Annotated in this window: 5 protein-coding genes; all 5 read left to right on the top strand. The window is 69.8% G+C overall.

Annotation, left to right across the window (positions count from 1 at the left end; all coding sequences use genetic code 11):
• Positions 1-17 precede the first annotated feature (17 nt).
• The 5 genes from ACFUJR_RS01280 to ACFUJR_RS01300 all read left to right on the top strand — a co-directional run bounded on the left by ACFUJR_RS01280 (position 18) and on the right by ACFUJR_RS01300 (position 20,875).
• Positions 18-548 (top strand): type VII secretion system-associated protein, encoded by a 531-nt coding sequence (locus ACFUJR_RS01280; RefSeq protein WP_383450172.1) that lies wholly within the window; start codon positions 18-20, stop codon positions 546-548.
• A gap of 63 nt (positions 549-611) precedes the next feature.
• Positions 612-3,566: an AAWKG family protein gene (locus ACFUJR_RS01285; RefSeq protein ID WP_383168844.1), complete on the top strand. Its 2,955-nt coding sequence runs from the start codon at positions 612-614 to the stop codon at positions 3,564-3,566.
• A gap of 96 nt (positions 3,567-3,662) precedes the next feature.
• Complete coding sequence (locus tag ACFUJR_RS01290; RefSeq protein WP_383450174.1) at positions 3,663-4,154, top strand: YbaB/EbfC family nucleoid-associated protein; 492 nt, start codon at positions 3,663-3,665, stop codon at positions 4,152-4,154.
• Positions 4,151-4,468, top strand: a complete 318-nt coding sequence (locus tag ACFUJR_RS01295; protein WP_383168839.1) for a WXG100 family type VII secretion target — start codon at positions 4,151-4,153, stop codon at positions 4,466-4,468. Before ACFUJR_RS01290 ends, ACFUJR_RS01295 begins: the two co-directional genes overlap by 4 nt.
• A 9-nt stretch (positions 4,469-4,477) precedes the next feature.
• The gene (locus ACFUJR_RS01300) at positions 4,478-20,875 is read left to right on the top strand and encodes a hypothetical protein (protein WP_383450176.1); all 16,398 of its coding nucleotides are present in this window, start codon (positions 4,478-4,480) and stop codon (positions 20,873-20,875) included.
• The last annotated feature ends 17 nt before the right edge of the window (positions 20,876-20,892 follow it).

A 20,892-nucleotide genomic window follows, 5' to 3' on the forward strand; every position in this document is an offset into this window, starting at 1 on the left:
CGAGCACTCCCGGATGATTGCGAGAGACCGTGGCCGACCCCGCGAAGCCCCCTCCTGGTGAAACGAAGCTCACGCGACTGGACGTGCGGACGCTGCGCCGTTTCATCGACAACGACGTCGCCGCGTTCCTCCTGTGGCTGGGAGCCCTCCAGGAGGCGGGCGGGCGATACACCAAGAACGGGAACGGCTACGACATGGACTGGTCGGGTGTCCCGTCCATGGGCGGGCTGTCCGCCCAGCTCGAGAATCCCACGCTCTACAACAGCAAGGTGACGCTGCTCCTCGGAAAGCTCACGGCTCCCGGCAAGGACGACGGGCCGATGTCGGCGCATACGTTCCTCGCCTTCGTGAAGGCCGCGGCGTCGGAGCTGGCCGTCGTCGTGGACGACCAGAAGGACTTCTTCGACGACGTGAGGATGAACCTCGAAAGCGTTCTCACCACCATGACCGGCGCCCAGCAGAACAGTCTGGACCAGATCGACAGTCAGAAGTTCCTCGATCTCTTCCGGGACGTGGAGGCGGATCTCACCCAGTCCCGCAAGACCTGACGCCGGCCCCGATCTCGCGCACCCTTTCGGGCCGATCCCACCGACGAAGGAATCCGCTGCGCCATGGCCGAAGCGCCCAAGAACGGAAACGTCTCCACCCAGCCGGACTGGGAGGCCGTCATCAAGCAGTTCACGGGCTTCGACGGAGGAACCCGGGCCCAGGTGGCGGCCATTGGAGGGGCCGACACCAAGCAGGGAGACGGCAGTGAGTGGATGCGCATCAAGATCGATATCGGGGACAACTACCGGGCGACCACACCGAGCATCGAGGACGGTCCCGTCGACGGACGTGTGATCAAGCTCTACGCGGGTGGGGAGAAGCTCGGGGCGAGCGTCGCCGTGTACACGGTGACGCTGAGCGTGCCCTGGTCGGGTCCGGACGGTTCGCACTGGAACAACAACGGGGTCGCGGGAGCCTTCGACTGGGGCTACCGGGAGGCCATCGACCATCTGCTCACGAAGTACACGACCGATGGATTCGGTGGCGGGTACGACCCTCCGCGGGTGGTGGCCTTCGCGGACGCGCCCGATCTCAGAACGCTCCCGCCCATCGCCATGGCCTTCGACCGCGTCAGCCAGTTCTTCCGGGACCACAGCCCCAAACTGGAGCGGTGGGTCAAGGACCTCGGGGGAGAGGACGCCGCCTACCGCGGTTCGGGGGCGGACGTGTTCCGTGACCTCATCGGCGGGACCAGCGCGGGGTACAAGGACTTCCTGAGCCTTTTCGCGCTTCCCGCACCCCGGTCGGGGAAGTCGTCGAAGATCGACCCGGACTATCGGGCCGACTCCGTGGTCTCAGAACGCGTCATGGAGGCCGAGGAGACCTTTCTGTCCACCGCGAAACGATTGAAGGAGATCCACGAGGGGTGGATCGCCAGCAATCTGTGGTTGGGGACAGCGCTCCTGGACAAGCACGTCGACACCGCGGCGACCTGGCTGAACGAGAACAACATCGCGAAGATGAGGCAGTCCGGTCCCGGGGTCTCCCAGGTCGGGGAGGGCTTCAGCACCAAGCATCCGGTCTACGGGGACCTGTCCCAGGAATCCGGGTGGAAGGGCGTCTCGAAGCAGGCATGCGCCGAATGGATCGCCGCGATCAAGACCCATCTCGACGCACCCGCCGGAAACGTGGTCATCGACTTCAACAGCAAGATGCGCGCATTCGAGCGGCGCACTCCCCTCGCCTTCAAGGCGGGCATCACGAGTCTCAAGGACGCCAACGCCGCCGACAAGGCCAAGGCGGACGCGGACAAGGCGAAGGCCGACGCGGAGAAGGAGAAGGCGGACGCGCAGAAGGAGCTGGACAAGTACAAGAAGGGCGGCGGCGACAATCCTCCGCTCGGCCCGAACCCCACCGGGGGCGGCCTGGGCGACGGCAAGGGCGGACCGGGTCTCGGCGACGGCAGGGGCGGACCGGGTCTCGGCGACGGGAAAGGCGGTCCGGGTCTGGGTGACGGCAAGGGCGGACCCCCTCCCTTCACGGTTCCCCCGCTCGGCCCCAACCCCATCGGTGGCAACGGCTCCGGCGGACCCACCGGCGCAGGCCCCGGCAGCGTCGTCCGCAACCCCGACGGCTCGACCACGGTCACCACTCCGGACGGCCAACGGACCACCTACCCGCCCGGCGTGATTCCCCCGCCGCTCCCTCCCAACGGCATCGGCGGCGGCCTCACCCCCGGCGGCTCCCCCACCGTCGTCAAGACCACGAAGGGACCCGACGGGTCCACCACCTCGTACAACAGCGACGGATCCCGCACGACCACCCACAAGGACGGGACCACGACCACGGTCCGCCCCGACGGGACCACGGAGACGAGCAACCCCGACGGTTCGAAGACCGTGCTCAACAACGACGGCAGCCAGACCACCACCTACCAGGACGGCACGAGGACCACGGTCAAGCCCGACGGTACGACGACCACCCGCTACACCGACGGAACCGTCACCGTGCACGCGCCGGACGGCACGCTCACCACCACCGACGCCGAGGGCCGCAGCACCACCAGTCACCCGCAGCCCGGCCAGACCGTCCGCAACCCCGACGGCTCCAGCACCGTCTACGGCGACGACGGCGCCAGCACGACGACGTACCCCAACGGCACGAAGACCATCGTCACCGCCAACGGCACCGTCACCACCCTCGACCCGGACGGCACCAAGACCGTCTCGCACCTCGGCAAGGGCGTGTCGACGGTCCAGTACGCCGACGGGTCCGTCGCCCAGGTGGAACGCGACGGCACCGTCTCGACCACGTACAAGGACGGAAGCACCACCAAGCTGGGCCCGGACGGCACGTACACCACGGTGGACGCGAACGGGCACAGGACGACCGAGCACCTGAACGTGACGGGCGGCGCGGGCGGACCCCAGACCACGCACCACGCCGACGGATCGACGACGACGAAGTATCCGGACGGCACGGTCGACAAACGGCTCAAGGACGGCGGGCACCAGATCACGTACCCGGACGGGCGCACGGTGACCACCGACGCGTACGGGCGCACCACCGGAGGCAGCGGCCTGCTGCCGCCCAACAAGTCGGGCTCCACCGCCCCCGACCACAGCTACTACGACTTCCCGGACCGCAAGAAGGGCAACGAATCGCTCCTCGGGGGCAACCACGGAGGCGCGGGCGGTACAGGAGGCGCCGGTGGCCGGCTGCCGCCCCTTCCGTTGAACCAGGTCGGCGGGCCGGGCCTCACCGCGGGCGGCACGGGGAGCGCCGGCGTCGCCGCGGGCAGCGAGCGTCGTGCCCTTGCCATGACCGAGGTCTCGGCGGCTCGTAGCAGGGGGGTCCCCGCCGAGGCCGCGGTGCCGATGCGGCAGCCCAACACCATGTCGAGCGGCACGCCGATGATGCCGTTCATGGGGGGAGGTATGGGCGGCATGGGCGGTATGGGCGGCGGTATGGGCGGCAACACCCAGAGCGACGAGCGCGAGCGCTCGACCTGGGTGAGCGAGGACGAGGAGACATGGGGCACGGACGGCGCGGGTGTGTCCGGCGCCATCGGCCGCTGACCCCTCTCTCCCGACACCACACACGGCCACACACGGCCACCACGGCCACACACAGTCACGTACGAGGACGACAGGACCAAGGGCATGGGCATGGGCATGGAAGAGCGACTCGCCGAGGCGCTGGCGGAGTTCGAGGAGACACGCGCCAAGCTGGCCGACGCGGCGGCGGCCGCCTCGCGTGTCTCCGCCACGGTGACGGCGAAGGACCGCTCCGTGGCGGTGACCATGGGCCCGCAGGGCGAGCTGACGCAGATACGTTTCCCGACGAACGCCTACCGCACCATGCCGCCGGCGCAGCTCGCCGCCGCACTGATGTCCACGATCGGCCTGGCACGCAAGCAGGCGGCGGGGCAACTCGCCGAGATCTACCGGCCGTTCGGCCCGATCCCGGTCCTGTCGTCGGACGCTCCTGACGGCGTCGTGGAGATGGACTGGGAGGCGATGTTCGCTCCGGCCCGTGAGGAAGGCATCCCTGTGCCACCGGTCGAGGCGCCGCCCCGGGGCTCGTCGGGAGCGCTCCTCGACGAGCTGGTGGAGGACGAGGAGGCGGCCGGTGATGCGGTGCGGCAGGCGGGTGATCGGCTGTGAGTGACGACAGCCTCGACGTCGACCCGGACGGCCTGGACAAGAGCGGCCAGAACATGGGTGACGTGGCCGACAAGATCAAACTGATCCGGGACGAGTACCTGGACAAGCTCACGTCGTACCACGGGTGCTGGGGCGACGGGGAGTTCGGGGAGGCGTTCGCGAAGAAGTACGTGCCCGCCGAGAAGGACCTCAGGACGGGCGTGACCGGACTGGCCGACGGGCTGTCGGGGAGCGCCCAGAGCCAGCAGGACGCCGGCAAGAGGTTCCGGGGGCTGTCGGACGACATCGACACCCGTCTTCGGCACGGAAGGTAGAACCGCACGGTGTCCCTGGAGTTCCCGCCCGAGTGCGCCTGGCTGTTCGCGGCCCTCACGGGGGAGGTACCCCCGAACGGCGACGAGGACAAGCTGTTCGCGCTGGCCGAGTTGCACAAGGACCTCCACGGCAAGCTGACGAACGACCTGAAGCAGCAGATCTCGGAGGCGCTGGGCTTCACCCATGACGCCTTCAAGGGCAACGCCGCCGAGATGTACCAAGCGGCGATGAAGAGCTTCATCGGCGAAGAGGGGCTCAACTACTTCGACGAGGTGGCCAACCAGGCCAAGCTCCTTGCCGAGTTCAGCCGCAAGGGTGGGACGCAGCTCCAGTACACCAAGTACATGATCATCGCCCAGCTGGTGGAACTGCTGGTCGAGGCGATCGTCGCGGCTGCCACCTCCTTCTTCTTCGGGGTCTCGCTCCAGGCGTACTTCGCCAAGGTGGCGTTCGTGCGGTGGCTCATCAGGTTCCGGCTCGGCCGGCTCGTGCTGATGCTGATCTCCCATCAGATCATCAACGTGGGGATGGGCGTCGCGATGGACGCCCTCGTCCAGTGGGCCCAGCTCAACCAGGGCACCCGTGACCAGTGGGACACGGAGCTCACCAAGCAGGCGGCGCTGTCCGGCATGATCCAGGGCCTGCTCGCAGGCCCGTTCCAGTTCCTCGGCGACAGGTTCGGCAAGGGGCTCGCCAACCTGTTCGGCAAGAACAGCGGCAAGGACATCGGCAACCGGCTCGACGAGGTGTTCGTACCCAAGAAGCCGGATCTGCCCGGTCCGAAGAAGCCCGACGTGCCCGGTCCGGAGGCACCCCGGTCCTTCGGCGGCGACCTCGCCAAGAACTTCGGCGACCACATCCCGAAGACCGCGGGACCGAAGGCGGTCTCGGACAAGGCGGCCAAGGACTTCGTCAGGTCCGTCGGCGACACGTTCGACAAGCACCTCAAACGGGACGGCGCGCGCGAGGCGGGAGAGAACTGGGCGCGGACCCTGCTCAGGGACACGGGCAAGAAGGACCTGCCGCTCAACCTGGAGAACAGCCTCAAGCCGCTCGGCAAGGAACTGAGCCCGGACGTCACCAAGGTGCTCACCCGTGGCACCGCCGATGCCATGGGCCAGAGCATCCTGCGCCACATGTCGCAGTTCGGCGCCCACCACCTGGGCAAGGGCCTGTTCGAGGGCGCGCACGCCGCCGTGTCCGAGGGCATGTACAACCTGATCTTCTCCGACGAGCACACCTTCAAGACCTCCGGCCTCACCTTCGCCTCCGGCATGGTCGAAGGCCGCGTCAGCAACGGCATGGAGCTGGCCGGCGAGCGCTTGGGCAACAACATGCGCCACCAGCTCCTCAACGGCGGCATGGACACGTCCGGTGGCCTGGTGTCCGGCGGCGCCGACGACTCCTCCGGGTCCACCGCACCCGGCAGTTCCGGCGGGGCGACGCCGTCCGGCGAGTCCAGTGACACGCCGGGCCCGGGGACCGTCTCCCAGGACGGCACGGACGGCACGGACGGCACGGACGACGGAGACGCCGACACGCACACCGAACCGGATTCCGGTGGCACCAACGAGTCACCGACCCCACTGAACCTGCGGACCGAGTCGGAGGACCACTCCTCCGGCAGCGGCGCGGAGACACCGGTCACGATCAGCGCCCCGCAGTCGGCGCCCTCTCCCCAGCCCGGCGGAGCGCCCGCCGGCACGTCGGGTCCCTCGGCCTCGGCCTCCGCGTCGGCAAGTTCGCCGCAACCGAACCCGGCGAACGCGAACCCGGCGAACGCGAACCCGGCGAACGCGAACCAGCCGAACGCGAACCAGTCGAACGCCGGCCAGCCGTCCAACGCCCGCAAGGACACGGCCGCCTCGGCCCCGGCCGGCCAACCCTCCCAGAGCGTCGCCACGGCCAGCAGCGCGGACGGCGCGTCCTCCCCTTCCTCCGACTCGTCCACCTCCGTCCAGACGCCCGGGAGCACCGAGTCGGAGGCCTCGACGGGGCCCGGGGACGAAGCCCTCACCCCCGCGACACCGGACCAGGCGGCAATCGCCACGGTCGGCGAAGGCGATGTCGTCGTCGACGACGACGATCTTCAGTACCTCGAGCCGTGGACCGGAGACGAGCCGACGGCAACGCCTCAGGAGCAGGTCACGGAGACCGAGCCCCGTGACCTGGACGACGGTGCCGAGCCCCCGCGCACGGCTCCGGAGCATCCTGCCCACACGGACACGGACACGGACACGGACACGGACCCGGACCACGAACCGGGGGCCGAATCGCGGCTGGCCCCCGACACCCCCCTCGTCGGCCCGTCGAGCAAGGCGCCGGTCGTCCCGTCCGGGACGACCGGTGCGTCCGCCCGTGACGGCCTGCTGTCCCGGCACCTGCCACGGGAGCGGTGGACGGCCCTGCTGTCCGACCCCAGCACGGCGGACCTGCTCGCCGAAGTGACGGAGACCCGGCGTTCCCCGGGCGACGCCTGGCACACGATGGACGCGAGGACGTACCTGGAGCTGCGGAACCGGTCGCTCGGGAAGGAGGGGAACGACCTGCCGACCGAGACCGTCGAGGACGCCTTCTCGGTCTACCCGCCCGAAGTCCCCTCCGGCATCGGCCGCCTGGAAGCCGTCGTGACCCTGATCCGGGAGCTGCACACCGACGCGCAGGAGGGGCCGCTGACGCCGGACGTCCAGATCCTGCTGCAGCGCCTGCTCCTGGACCAGGGCTTCCCGCCGGCCCGGCTCCCCGCCGAGGCCCGCACCACGACGTTCTGGAAGGAGAACACGACGGGCTTCCTGGCGGCCGAGCTGACCCTCGGCATGGCCGACGTCACGGACGCGGGGACCGCTCCCCTCACCGGCGATCTCGCGCTCGCACCGGCGGCGACGCCGTCCGACGAGGCTCTGTCGGAGCTGTTCCAGGACGCGGACGAGAACCAGAAGGCCCTGCTCCGCGAGCTGCTGGAAGGCGCGCACCGCCCGGAGAGTCCCTGGCACACCCTGGGCAGCGAGGCGTACCTCACTCTGCGCGCCCGGGTCGAGGGCGATTCGCTCGGCGATCCCGACACACAGGTACGGGAGACCCTCGACCACATCTTCAGGGAGTACGGGGAGGCCCTGAAGGGGGCCACCACCCGGGTGGACCAGCTGAAGGCCGTCGCCGACACGGTCCTGAAGCTGCACGCGACCGGCGGCCTCACCGGCTCGCCGGAGAAGGCGCTGACCGCCCACTCCCGGTTCCTGGTCCCGCGCATGCTCCTGGACCTCGGCATCACTCCGGTACCCCTTCCGGCCAGGCTCCACGCCGAGCCTGCCTGGCAGCCGCCCAGGATGGCCAGAATGAGGAGCACGCGCGTCCTGGCCTTCGCGACCTCCGTCGCCCATGCCGTCATGGACGCCCGTCCCTCATGGTCCCGCCCGCTCACCTCCGCCCCCGCGGACGGCGACACGACGTCGGGAGACAGGGCGACCGTCACCGCCGCCCAGGCGCCCCCCGGCACGCCCGTCGCCACGCAGACCCCCGCGCCGCAGGACGGCCCCGCTCCCGACGGGTACGGGGACGAGACGCCCGAGCCGAGGGACTGGCGGAAGGAACTGGACGCCCTCGGCACACGCACGGGCGAGGAGACCACCGCCTATCTGGTGCTCCCGGAGTCCCCGCTCGGACTGGTGGGCCGGGCCGACCGGCTGCTGCGCACCGACGACCGGCCGTACACCACCCTCACCATGGACCTCCCGCCCGGTACGGAGCACTGGCTGGCGGTACGGGTCCCCGCCGGGCACGCCGTCGACACGGGGGACGGACGGCTGCTGGTCGGCAAGGACCGGCTGGGGGCGGTGACGCTCACCGGCCCGGCCGACGCGATCGGCTCCCTCCAGGATCTCGAACGGCGTCTGCGACCCCCGCACAGCCCGGAACAGCCCCTCCCGCTCGCCGTGCTGAGCCGCGTCGGGCAGGCGCTGTACGCCAACCCGGGCCACGACGAGCACCACACCGTCGTCCGGACGGCGGTCCGTCTGGCGTACGCGGAGGCATCGCGCGACGCCGAGCGCGCCCTCGGCGAGTACCTCACCCGGCGGGAGGACGTCCGACGACAGGTGCGGGCGCTGGTGAAGGCGGCCTGGGACAACCTGTCGACCGACGAGCGCCGCAGGCTCGGCACCGCGCAGAACACCGGCAGCGGGTCCGTCGGCAACGACCTGAGGACGCTGGAGGAGGTCGTCGAGCACGGGAACATCCGCGAGCAGATGCACCTGCTCGTCACCGGCGTCCACGGCCCCGTCAGGGAGCGGCTGAAGCTGAAGAAGCCCGAACCGGAGATCCTCACGCGTGAGCGGAGCGGGAACGGCACACCGGAGGCCCAGAGGATCCAGCAGGACGCCGACACCGTCCAGAACATCAGGCGGGAACAGGAGAGGTTGCGGACGGAGGAGGCGGACAACCCCGACCTGGCGACGCTGCTGCGTGCCCAGGAGCACCGCAGGCGCACCGAGTTGCGGCCTGAGGAGGCCGTTCCGCCCCTCAGCGAGCGGGAGCGCCGCCACGCGCTGGAGGAAGACCGGCTGACCTGGGAACCGGGCGAGCGGCACCGCCAGATCGCCCTGCGGACCACGAGCCAGGTGACGGCCGAGGCGACCGGTGGTCTGATGAGCGCGGGCACGTCCAACACGACGTACTTCACGCTGACGGTCGTCCATGCCATGGCCGAGAAGTGGAATGTCCCCGTCGACTTCCAGCTGGTGCGGCTCGCCCTGATGGCGGACATGCTCCCGATCGGCCACCACACCTTCCACGAGGTGATGACGGCCTCCGAGGCGTTCGAGCGGGACGTGCTGGCCCGGCAGCCGCGGCCCGCCGGCGCCCCGCCGTACGCCGACGTCCTGTCGTACACCGACGACTGGGGAAGGTTCCGCTCGCTCGCGCCGCTGACGGAGAACACGCTGCGGGAGGCCATGCCCGGCGGGAGGTTCCCGGACGAGGTCGCCCTCGGGCTCGAAGCCCACGAGCGGACGCCGGACGTGCTTCCCTCACCGCCCCCGGTACGGCGCACTCTCCGCGCGCTCCCCGAAAGCGAGCTGAAGGCGCTCCTGGACAGGACGCCCGGTCTGACCGACCACGCGGCCATGCTGCTGCGGGAGGCGCTCGGCGACGGCGGGAACACCAGCCGCGACTGGCGCAGGCTGAACGCCGACTCCTACCTGGACCTGTGCGAGCGCGTCACTCGACCGGACCACGACGTTCAGGACCCGCAGACGGGCGTGTGGGACGAACTCGAATCCATCATGGAGCGCTGGTACGGCCAGGCCCCGGGCGTCCCCGCGCCCGACCCCCTGCGGCGGACCCTCGACGCCGCCTTCGACGCGTACTACGCCGCCCAGACCGGGGGCCCGGACGACGGAACCCGCCTGACGGCCCTCGCCGAGCTCCTCCTGAAGCTCAGGAAGGCCGAGAACCTTCTACCGTCGGACACCGACGTCTCCAGCGCCCTCGGGGTCGTGGCCCAGCGCCTCCTGGTGGATCAGGGCCGTCCGCCCGCGCTGTGGGGCGAGGACGTCCGCGCACCGGACTTCTGGCCGAACGAGGCTCCCGCGCTGGTGCGGAAGCTGGAGACGGCCATCGGCGAGTTCACCCGTCTGCAGCCCGGTCGGCAGACCCCCGCCGGCACCGCCGTCGGGCTCTCCCCGGGCGATGCCGGGCCCACGACGGACGCGAGGACGCACGGCGAAGGCGGAGCCGAAACACGGCTGCCCCGCGACGACGGCCCCGTCACCGGCCCGTCGAGCAAGGCGCCCCACGCCACATCCCCGACGACCGGTGCGTCCTCCGGAACCGACTCCACACAGCCGCTCTCCCCGTATGTGGAGAACTTCGGGACCGACGCCCACGAGGGCTTCGGAGGCATTCACCTGACGCCCATCGCGCCCGACGTCGCCACCCGACTCCAGAAGCATGCCTACGACCAGTTGCCCGCGGCATTCCACAAGCCCGAGGTGGAGAGGCAACTCGCCGCTCTGCTCGATCCTCAGGTCCTGTTCGACAACCGCCTGATGCTGTTCGGCCCCGACGGCCACACCCTCACGGTGAGGGACGGGCGGAGTACGCACTCCCTCGACGTCAGGCTCCGGCTGGAGCGCCCCACGCGGTCCACCATGTTCGAGACCGGCGGTCACGCCGCGCCGCACAACAACGAGCAGCGCCAGACCGCCGCGTTCGACAACACCTCCCAGGCCTCCACGTCGACGGTGCGCACCGTCTCCGTCAAGCCCTTCTCCGGTGTCCTCGACCTCGTCCGGGGCCACCTGACCCATGTGTCCTTCCAGCTCAACGTGACCGGCGCGCATCAGCAGCGCACACTGGCGACGACGGTGACGAGCGGGGGGAACTCCACGACCCTGCTGCGCAGTTCGGAACCCGCGACGCCGTACGAGTACGTCGCCCACGGTGACGTCCGCACCACACCGGACGCCGGGACGGAGGGGACGGCGTGGGCCCGGCCGACGGACCCCCTGGGTACCGTCACCGCGTGGTTCCCCGAGCACCTCCGCCGACCGCCCGCCACGACTCCGGGCGCCACCCCGAACACCGCGACGTTCTCCTCGGGCTTCCATGACAATCTGAACCGCTCCCGCGTCTGGGGCATGGATTCGATGACGGATCCGGGCGTGCTGCTCCGGGAGGCGCTGCCTCACTTCTCCGGCCCGCTCGCCACGCTCTCGGCGCGGTCCAGGGAGTCACTGAGAAGGTTCCTCAGTGGTGAGTACCTGCTCGGTGCCCTGCCACTCCAGCGGATTCCAGGGCCTTCGGCGGATCAGGGCGACCACACGGCCGGTCACCTCCAGGGCCCGGGCGCCGAGCTCGACGCCCGCCTCCGGACCACCGATGCGGGCACCTGGTCGCCCGTGCTCCTCGACGACGACGGAAACCCCGTCGGCATGTTCCGGGTCACGGCGGAGGTGAACCCGCGGCCGGACGACGCGTCCGGAGAAGAGACCAGGATCAACACGAACTTCCTGCTGGAGCGTTACCAGGACCGGGTCCTGAAGGTCGACGCGACGTCGAAGGTCTCACAGGCGTCCGGCGCCGACGCGTCCGGCGCAGTGGTGTTCAACCGGATGCCGGCGGTCGTCGACAAGGCCTTCCGTGCCTTCCACCTCAACGGCTCGCTGACCCCCAAGGGAGCCTTCGGCAAGCAGTCCGACCGCACGCTCGGCGCGGGGTCGACACACAACGTCATGCACAACCTGCGCGCCGGGTCGCACATCCTCGTCCCCGCCGAGGTCACGTACCACGTGGAGTTCATCGGGGCGGACAGTACCGCCCGGAAGACCGCCCCGGTGTCCACGACGCCCTCCCGTATCCGGATCCGGGCGCTGGAACCTCCGGCGCGGAACGCGTCCACGGCGCCGACCGCGATCCACCGAACCGCCCCGGTGGAACTCGCGCGCTTCACGAGCATCGGCCTGTCCACCACGCCCCTGAGCATCCAGGGTGCGGGCGTGGACACGGTCTTCGCCCGGGCCCGCGAACAGCTGGTGACCGAGGGGTACCTGCCGCGCACCGGGCCCGACGCCGTGACGCCCAAGGACACGCGCACGGTCCGGATGCAGCTCGAGAACCTGCGCAAGTTCGAGACGTACCGGTCACGCAGTGGCCTTCTCACCACCATGGACGAGCTGGCGGACGGCGGACTGAGGCTCTTCTTCGCCAAACCGAGCGCGGGCGGGGGAGTGGACCGCGTCCAACTCCGGCTCACCCTGGACCGGGAGGACGGCACCGACGAGCCGGTCGAGCACGTGGAGACGCTGGCCAACCTCCACATGCCCAACCTCAGTGGGTTCAACGTCCCCGGCACCACGCAGCAGGCGTCCGGGAACACCCGCAGCGGCACGGTGGGCGCCGAGCTGGGCGGACTCGTCGCCGGACACGCGCACATGAGCCTGGGAGCCGAGGCCAAGGGCACGTGGCAGACGACCGAGACCAGGACGGTGGGCGCTGGGCAGTCCTACAGTCAGCTGCTCGTGGCCGGCCGTCAGCCCACCGAGGTCTACCGGATCCCCGTCCGGCTGCGCGCACAGTTGTCCACGGATACGGTTCCGGACTCCACCGGCCCCGACGCCGTCGGCCCGCCGGATCCTGAGAACTCCGCGGTCGTGCACGTGGAACTCGCCGTGCCCCAGAGCCGTACGGACGTGTCAGCCGTCCCGCAGGCCACAGGGGACGGGGGCGCCCCCAGCACGTTCCTCCTGCCGGACAGCACGCTGGTCGACGTCCTGCAGGGCGGTGGTCAGCTGCGCGACACGCTCGACCGCCTCCTCTCGGAGATCTCCCAGGACCTGAGGGAGAACGGCACGGAACCCGGTGCGCGGGACCGGCGTCTTCCGGACGACGACGAAGACTTCGCAGGTGACGGCGTGGGAGATCTCCCCCGTCCCGCCACGGCCGGGCCCGCGGCGCCGCCCCGCGGCTCGGGCCTGAGCGCGCTCACGTCGTCCGTTCGCGGGGCCTGGTTGTCGTCGACGTCGGTCCTGGGGGCCTGGTCGTCGTCGCTTCTGGGGGCCTGGTCGAAGGTGGAGCAGGCCACCCGCTTCGAGCAGTACGCCGACCAGGGCACGCTGCTGCACGAGGTGGCCCACGCCCAGCTCTCGCCGGCCGCCCTGCTGTCGCGGGCGCACCAGATGTCCAAGGGCACGTACGTCATCGACGGCCTGTTCGTCCCGGGCGCGTTCGGCGGTACGGACCTCGTGGTGGAGGTACGGGTCGAACTCGGCAACCCGCGCGCACTCGGTACGCCGACGACGCAGTACAGCGAGACGGACATCGCCTCGACCGACAGCGCCTCGTTCCAGGTGACCGCCTCCAGCGCGTACGAGGGCGGGGGCGGGCCGGCGGCGAAGTACGGACAGAGCCGCCCCGAGGCCGAGGCGGCCCAGGCGCAGCAGCAGGAACCCCCCTCGCAGAAGGCGCCCGGACCCGTCACCGGTGGTGCCGGGGTGAAGGGGTCGTGGGGCCGGGGCGAGGTTCGTACGACGACGACGTCCGCGACGACCAACCTGACCCGCGTGGCGACGGAGAGCGGCGAGCAGCTCCGGGTCCGGGCCGACGTGACGTACCACGTGACGGTCCATCACGGCCTGCGCAGTGTCACCCCGCTGAACCGCCCCGGCGGGTCCCGGACGGCCGCCTTCACCGTCCCGGACGGCATGGTCTTCCTCGCCACGCAGGACCAGTTGCGACGGGGAGGCGAGACGCTCACCGCGCTGGCCGACGCGCAGGGCTTCGCCCCGGCCCCCGCTCCGGCGTCCTCGACTCCGCCACCTGCCCTGCCCTACCGGTTCCTGCAGTACCGTGCCCTGGGTCTGGCAGCGGTGCTGGAGGCGACCCCGCTTGCCGAGGCCCTCACCCCGCCGGAAGCGGCCCCCGGGAGCCCGCAGGCGGAAGACGGGGTCGAGCACCATGCGGTCCCGGATGCCCAGGGCTCCCGTGTCCTGCACGACAGGCTGGTCGAGCTGGTGACGCGGCACCTGCCCGGAAGCCTCACCCCGGGCCACGCGTCCTACGTGCCCGGGCTGCGCCAGCGCCTCGCCGACCTCACCTCCCCCACCGCGCTCGCCACGCTCCCGGCGCGCGGCGGGAGCACGGAGGCTGACGACGGGGCGCGCGGCAACTCCCTGGCCTTCTCCTTCGCGTCCATGGAGGGCTTGCGGACGAGGGAGACCACCGTGCGCCTGTACGGAAGGTTCCCCTGGACCGACGAGCAGATGCGACGGGTGGAGGGCCGCCCCGCCGCGCCCGGGGGCGGGGTGGAGAACTACTCCGCACACGCTCCCGCCAACCTCTCCGAGTCCAGGAGTCGCACGACACGCTCGGCCGTCTCGGTGCCGGGCAACCTGACCGCCCCCGCGGCCGACGGGACGTCGGGGAAGTGGACGGTCAGTCCGACCGCCACGGGCGCCACCACCCGTACCGAGACGGTCAGCACGACGCGTACGGCCGAGGACAGGACCTGGCAGCGCACGGAGGGCGGGAACGAGTTCACGCTCGCCTACGAGTTCCACGCCGAGATCGAGGTCGAGGGCAAGGGCACGCACCGGCTGGAACACCCGGTGCCCGGACGGGTGACCCTCCGGTTCGCCGGCGACGGTGACCTGCGGGACACGCCCCTGCCCCGCGAGGAGCAGGGCGCGCCGGCGCCGGCCGGGCCGCGTGCTCTCCGCATGACCGGGCAGGAGGTCGTCTACCGGATCTCCAATCACCGGGAGGTCCTGGAGGCCGTTCACCGACTCGCCCCGGAACTGAAGGGCGAGGGCCCGGCCACCGCAAGCTCCACGGACGCGACCTCCGTCCGCTTCATGGAGCAGCTCCTCGGCGGGTCGATGGTCCTGGACTCCGCCCGGATGGGCGCCGGAATGGGCGGCACGGTGACGTCGCCCTCGTCCGGGACTCCGGTGCGGGTCTCCACCGAGGTCTTCAACCCACGGTTGATCAGCGGCACCAGGGGCGTGACCGTCGACCGTCTGCGGATCACGGGATCCAGCACGTCCTCCAACTCCTCGGCGTCCCGCAGTTCGGCCGCCACCGTCGGCGTGTCCCGCTCCTACGGCAAGGACGGCCGGTACACCGCCGGTCTGACCCCGACCGTGTTCGCCAACCAGGCGACCCCCGGCGGACAGGGCGGCGGGATCTCCGAGGTGGGCAGGCTCTGGGGCAAGGACGGAAGGCCCGGTGTGCCGACCGCGACGGAGGGCCTGCGGACGTACGAGGTCGAGGTCGACACCGTCGTCACGGTGAGCCGCGAGGGCGCCGCCCCGGTGTCCGTGCCGGGCGGCACCGCCCTGATGCGGGTGTCGGAACGTGACCTGATCGGGCTGGGTGTCTTCACGGAGCCGGACCGGGGCGGCGGGGTGTGGGACCTCTCCGCGGGCGGCCTGTACGAGCGCGACAGGCAGGCCGTCGCCGACACGATCCGCGCGGGTGCCGCGGACGCCGTACCGAGGCTCTGGTTGGACCTGAACACGGTGAACACCCGGATGGCCACCGCCGGTGCCGGGGTCACGGACCGCGACGTCATGGACTGGACCGCCGGGGTGGCCGACCGTCTGGGCGCCCCGGTCGAACTCGCGCTGAAGGACGACGACGGCGTGCGCCTGATCGTGCTGGCCCCGAACGACACGCCGCCTTCACGGCGTGAAGTGGTACGCGACGAGGCCGGAGAGGCGGCGGCTCGGGCTCAGGACGAACTGGCGAGGTTCGAGGCGGACAACCCCGGCCTGAACGACGGAGCCGGCGCCGGGGCGGACCTCGGCGTCACCGAGACGGAGACCAGGGTCGAGAAGGCGCAGAACGACTCCGAGGACGCACGGAAGCGTCTCGCCGGCGCGGAGGAGGCGCTCGAACAGTCCCGCCTCCGTGTCGAAAAGGCCGGCCGACGGCTCGAAGAGGCCGAGAAGGGGCACAGCGATGCCGCCCAGGACCTGGTGGTGAGACAGCGACGCGCCCTCGAATCCGAGAAGGAGCGCAAGGCGGCGGAGGATGCTCTCGCCCTTCACAACGAACGTGTGACGGCACTGGAGCGGACGAGGGAGCAGATCGCGGAGCAGAAGGCTCTGGCGGAGTCCCGACATGAGAACGCCTCCTCCCAGGAGGAGCGAACAAGCGCGGCCCGGGACATCGCGAGGTACAACGAAGAGCTGTCGCTCTTCGATCGTCAGGACCAACTCGCGGGCGTGCAGCAGGAGAAGACGCTGGAGCACGAACGCCGTCAGAGCGCCGTGAAGAAGGCAGAAGCCACGCTTCACTCCGCGGACGAGCGCCTGACGGAGAGACGGCGTGTGTTCGGCGAAGAGGCAGAGCGGCACGCGCGTCTGGAGGAGACCCGGGAGGTGCGTGCCGGGGAGCTGGACCTGGCCCAAAGGCGGCTCGAAGGAGCCGAGTTGCTCCACGCGCACGTCCGTGCACAGGCGCAGCGCCGTGACGCCGAGGAGCAGTACCGCCGGGTGGCCGTCGGGGCGACGGCTCCCGTCACCCAGTCCCTCGCCGCCCTCCCGTCCCCCTGGCTCGCCTCCCGCGCTCCCGCCGGCCCCGACCCCGGCAGCACGGCCGCCCCGACACGTACCCGGGGCGAGCGGGTGCCGCGGCCCGTACGCCCCGACGAGATGCGGGTCTTCCGCGGCACGCGCACGGCCGAGGTGAACACCGAACGCTTCGATCCCAGGATGAGCCAGGAGTGGCGCGGGGGGCGGATGGCGGGTGCCGGGGGCCGGCTGAACGGTTCGTGGACGCAGATCCGCCACCACGTGCGCCGGGGCCGGCTGTCCGACGGCCGGACGGTGCGCCAGTTCTTCGTCACGCTGCCGTTCAGGCTGATGGACGGCCTGTCGTCGGCCGACCTCGCCGAGCTTCGGGTACGGGTCCAGAAGGCCTTGGACACCCATGTCAACGTCGGCTACCGACTGCCGGATTCCGGAGACCAGTTGCATGTGACCGTCGAGTTCGTGGAGCGGCCTCACCATGGCGAGAAGGTCACGCTCACACGTACGGCGCCCGCCGACGGCACCGACCAGGACCACTGGGGAGTCCAGGACGACGACGGCGTCCTGGTCCACGAGGTCCTGCATTACCTGGGGCTGCCGGACGAGTACTCCGACGGGGGGAGGAACAGGGAGGACCGGCACCTCTTCCGCCGGCACGACGACGCGAGCGGGGTCCGCTCCAGCGGCCTGATGGTGGACGCGCGGTTGAACGACCTGGCACACCTTCCCAAGGACTACCTCGCGATCATCGAGAGGGTGAGCGAGAACGCCGTCGTTCCGCTGCACCGCGTTCCCGATTCCGCTGCCGCTGCCGCCGGGCTCGCCGGCTCACGCGGCCCTTCCACGGACGGAGGGCTTCCGTCGAGCGACGCCCAGGACCGTCAGGTCCGGACGAGCGCCGCCGCGGAGCCCGTGCCCAAGTGGGCGAAGTACCCGCCGGCCGGACCGAAACTGCTCAAGCACCCGAGTCACGCTTCCGGTGACATGTTCTCGGTCGCCGCGTTCCTGATCGGCGATCCGAACCTGACCGTCTTCATCACCCATGACGATGACGGCAGGACCCTGTCGCATGCGAGGAACATCCAGAAGTTCTACATGGATGCCGGGATACCGGGAGATCGTGTGCCGGTCGTCCCTGCTGGTCATTTCAACCAGCGGCGCGACGAGTTCTGCGCGGAGAAGCGGATTCCCAAGAAGCAGCTCCTGGGGTTGAACGACGCCACCTACTTCGTGGCCCGGGAGTTCACGCAACAGCTTCGCGAAGGGATCCGCGACCACTGGCGGGTCAACTGGACGGACGAGGCATCCGCCGAGACGGCGACCAGCGACGGCGTACCGGAAACCAGGCCGTGGGGATCCCGTCAGATAGAGCACTGGCTTGCCTCGCGGGGGCTGACCCTGACCAAGGACGACAAGGTCGCAGTTCTGTGGACGCGTTTCAGCGGTAAGAACGGCGAGGTTCACATCGAGCACGACACGAGCTACTTCGGGATATCCCAGATCATCGAGAGACTCGGCGACTTCAAGGCCGTGGTGATCGTCGGCGACTCCGGGTACTCGAAAGATGGCGAGGGGCATCCGCATCGAAAGTTCGAGGAGATCGCCACGTTCTTCGACACGGGAGAGGGGGACTTGTCACGATACGGAATGGAGCAGAGGCCCGAAGGCTTCTCCGCGCGGGTCCTGGATCTCACCGAGTTCTGGCGGGATGAATCGGTGGTGCAACTCGGGGGCAACGGGCGCCTTGCACAGTTCCGCCTCTTCGAGTACCTGCATCGTTCGTCCACGGCCCGCCACATCGGATTCCGCAGTGGCAACCTGGAGGCGATGGCTCTGATGGGGTACAGCGTCAGATACCTCGAGGAACCCGACAGCGGCGCCGCCGACCGAATGGCGACCTGGCACGACACCGAATACACAAGGAAATGGCGACCGGACGACTGGACCGCTCCCGGCTATGGCCGGATCATTTCCAGTCGCCCTCCCACACGGTCGGGCCAGTACCAGAAGTCCCTCCCGACCGACGATCGGAAGGGCGGGCAGAAGCATGCGGCCTGGCACAGGGAAGCCAAGGAGGTGAAGAACGGCCTGCGCCGCGACAAGGGCTTCGGGTCGGAGGATCTGGCGTCGATCACGGAATTCCTGAGCACCGGTGACCCGGGGGCCTCCCTTCCCGAGGGTCTGAAGCTGAAGATGCTCGACCTCGACAACAAGGCATTCCCGCACCTGCACACCCTGGGTGACAACAAGACACCCGCAAGGGCCCTCGTCGACGGCCTGAGGGAATTCCGGAGGCTGTTCAGCTCGAACGAGGGCTACACGCATGAACAGATCCTGCGTGCCCGGAATCTGTACGCCCAGCCCGTTGCGCACTTTCTCAGCGGTCCGGAAGGGACGGCTGAAGGGGCGTCGGACAGCCGTCTCTCCAGCAGCGGTTCTTTCGCAGGGCCGAGCAGCGGAGCGCCCGGCACGGGACTCCCGGGCGACTCCGTCGGCCCGGAAGGCGAGGGTTCAGGACAGACCTCCGTCGCCGACGACGTCATGCGCCAGCTCCTCGGCGGCCGCGACGTCCGTCCGCCGGCGGACCAGCTCACGACGACGATCGAAGCGGGCACCGTCCAAGGAAGGTCGAGGCAGTCCGGGCGCCACACCGAAACGATGAACGTCAGCTTCAGCAGATCCCATGCCGACGAGCGTACGCAGCAGTCGCTCCGGCATCTCTCCATCCGTCTCATGAACTGCATCGAGCATCTGCAGGGCCAATTGATCGAGCAGAGTGAGCAGGGGAACGAGGCGGACGACGAACTCGCCGAGTCCTCGACACGGAAGAAGACCCAGAAGCGCGAGCAAGAGGTGCAGGCGGCCGTGTTGAACAACCGGCTGATCTTCGCCACGAACCACAACCGATCCGTGGACCTGCTCATGCAGTTCGTCGGCGAAGTCGACGAGGGAGGAAACCGCCGGAACCTCAATGACGTACTGAACCTTCGGACCATCGACAAGATCCCCTACGAGAACCTCGCCGACGGCCTCGGATCGGACAGAGAGCGTCTGTACCGCAACGAGAACGCTCGACTCAAGACCCGGAACAGGCTTGACGCACCGGACCAGCAGAACCGCACCATCGTTGCCCTGGCCGAACACCTCGAGCGGAACACGCCCGTCACCAAGGTGGACCTGAGGACCGCATCCTCCGACGACCTCAAGGCCCTGCTCACGTCACCCGACGAGAGGGGCGCGGTGATCCTGCTTCAGAACACGGAGGGCGACAACCCTTCGCTCGACCGGCCCATCCATGCCGAGCAGAAGATTCTTCAGCTGCTTCACAAGGCGAACCTGAGGCCTTCCGACCTCGTCGACAGCCCCGTGGCCATTCGCGGTAAGAAGCGCCCGTGCTTCTCGTGCTGGATGGCGCTCCACACCTTCCACGCTGTCCCGCTGTCGTACAACGATCACCCCGGGCGGTTCTGGAAGGAACCGACGGAAAGCATCGCGAAGCATCTTCCGCATCTCCTCAGCGAGATGTACCCCGTCAACGACGGTACGCCGGTGCTCCTTGAGAGCATCACGAGGAAGCTCGCAGACCGTATGTACGCGACCGTTCCCTCCACGGTGACTCCGGCCGACGGACCGTCGAGCGACGCGGGCGTGGTCCCGAGGACCGTGTCCGGCTGGGAGACCGGTTCGGACAGCGACGCGGGCAGCGGCGACGAACTCACCTCGCCCATGGCGAGGATCGCGCTCACGGAACCGAGGGGCCCGGAGGTCACGCGTGTGGACGGGCCGCCCGAGGAGGGCGGTGGAAGAGAGTTCCTTCCTCGGGACCTCACAGCGGTCCAGCAGAGCGAATTCCTTGCTGCGATGTCGGACAGGGACAGAGGAATCAGGTCGACCCGTGCCGAGAACACGGCGGCGAACGCCGGTTACAGTCAGGCCACCGTCGGTCACGCCTTGCGGCTCATCAACTCGGGCCGGGCGAGCCAGGCGGCTGTCGCCCGTTTTCTGGGAGTCAGTGAGGTCGCCGTCGGAAAATACAGGAAGCGTGTCGGCGGCGATGAGGATGTTCCCGCTCCGGATCCCTCCGCTGACGGACGCCCCGTCAAGGACGTACTCGTCGAGGCGAAGGCCGAGTTCCTGAGCAGGCTTGAGAGCCACCCTGCGCCGAAGAAGCGCAGGACAGGAGCGCCCGCTGCGGAACCCGAGGGGCCGCCCCGACTTCCCGGGCCGAACACGACGACCGGAGAAGGCTTCTGGACCCCGGAAGTCAGGGCGGCCTTCCTGCGCGCGATCACAGAGGGCTGGACGCTCAAGGACCTCGCTGAATGGCTGGGCGTGCCGCCGAAGACCATCAGCAACTGGAAGAAGAACCTGACCGCATAGGCGTTGGAGCAACGCCC

This window comes from Streptomyces sp. NPDC057271, assembly GCF_042668715.1.
Taxonomy (GTDB): Bacteria; Actinomycetota; Actinomycetes; order Streptomycetales; family Streptomycetaceae; genus Streptomyces.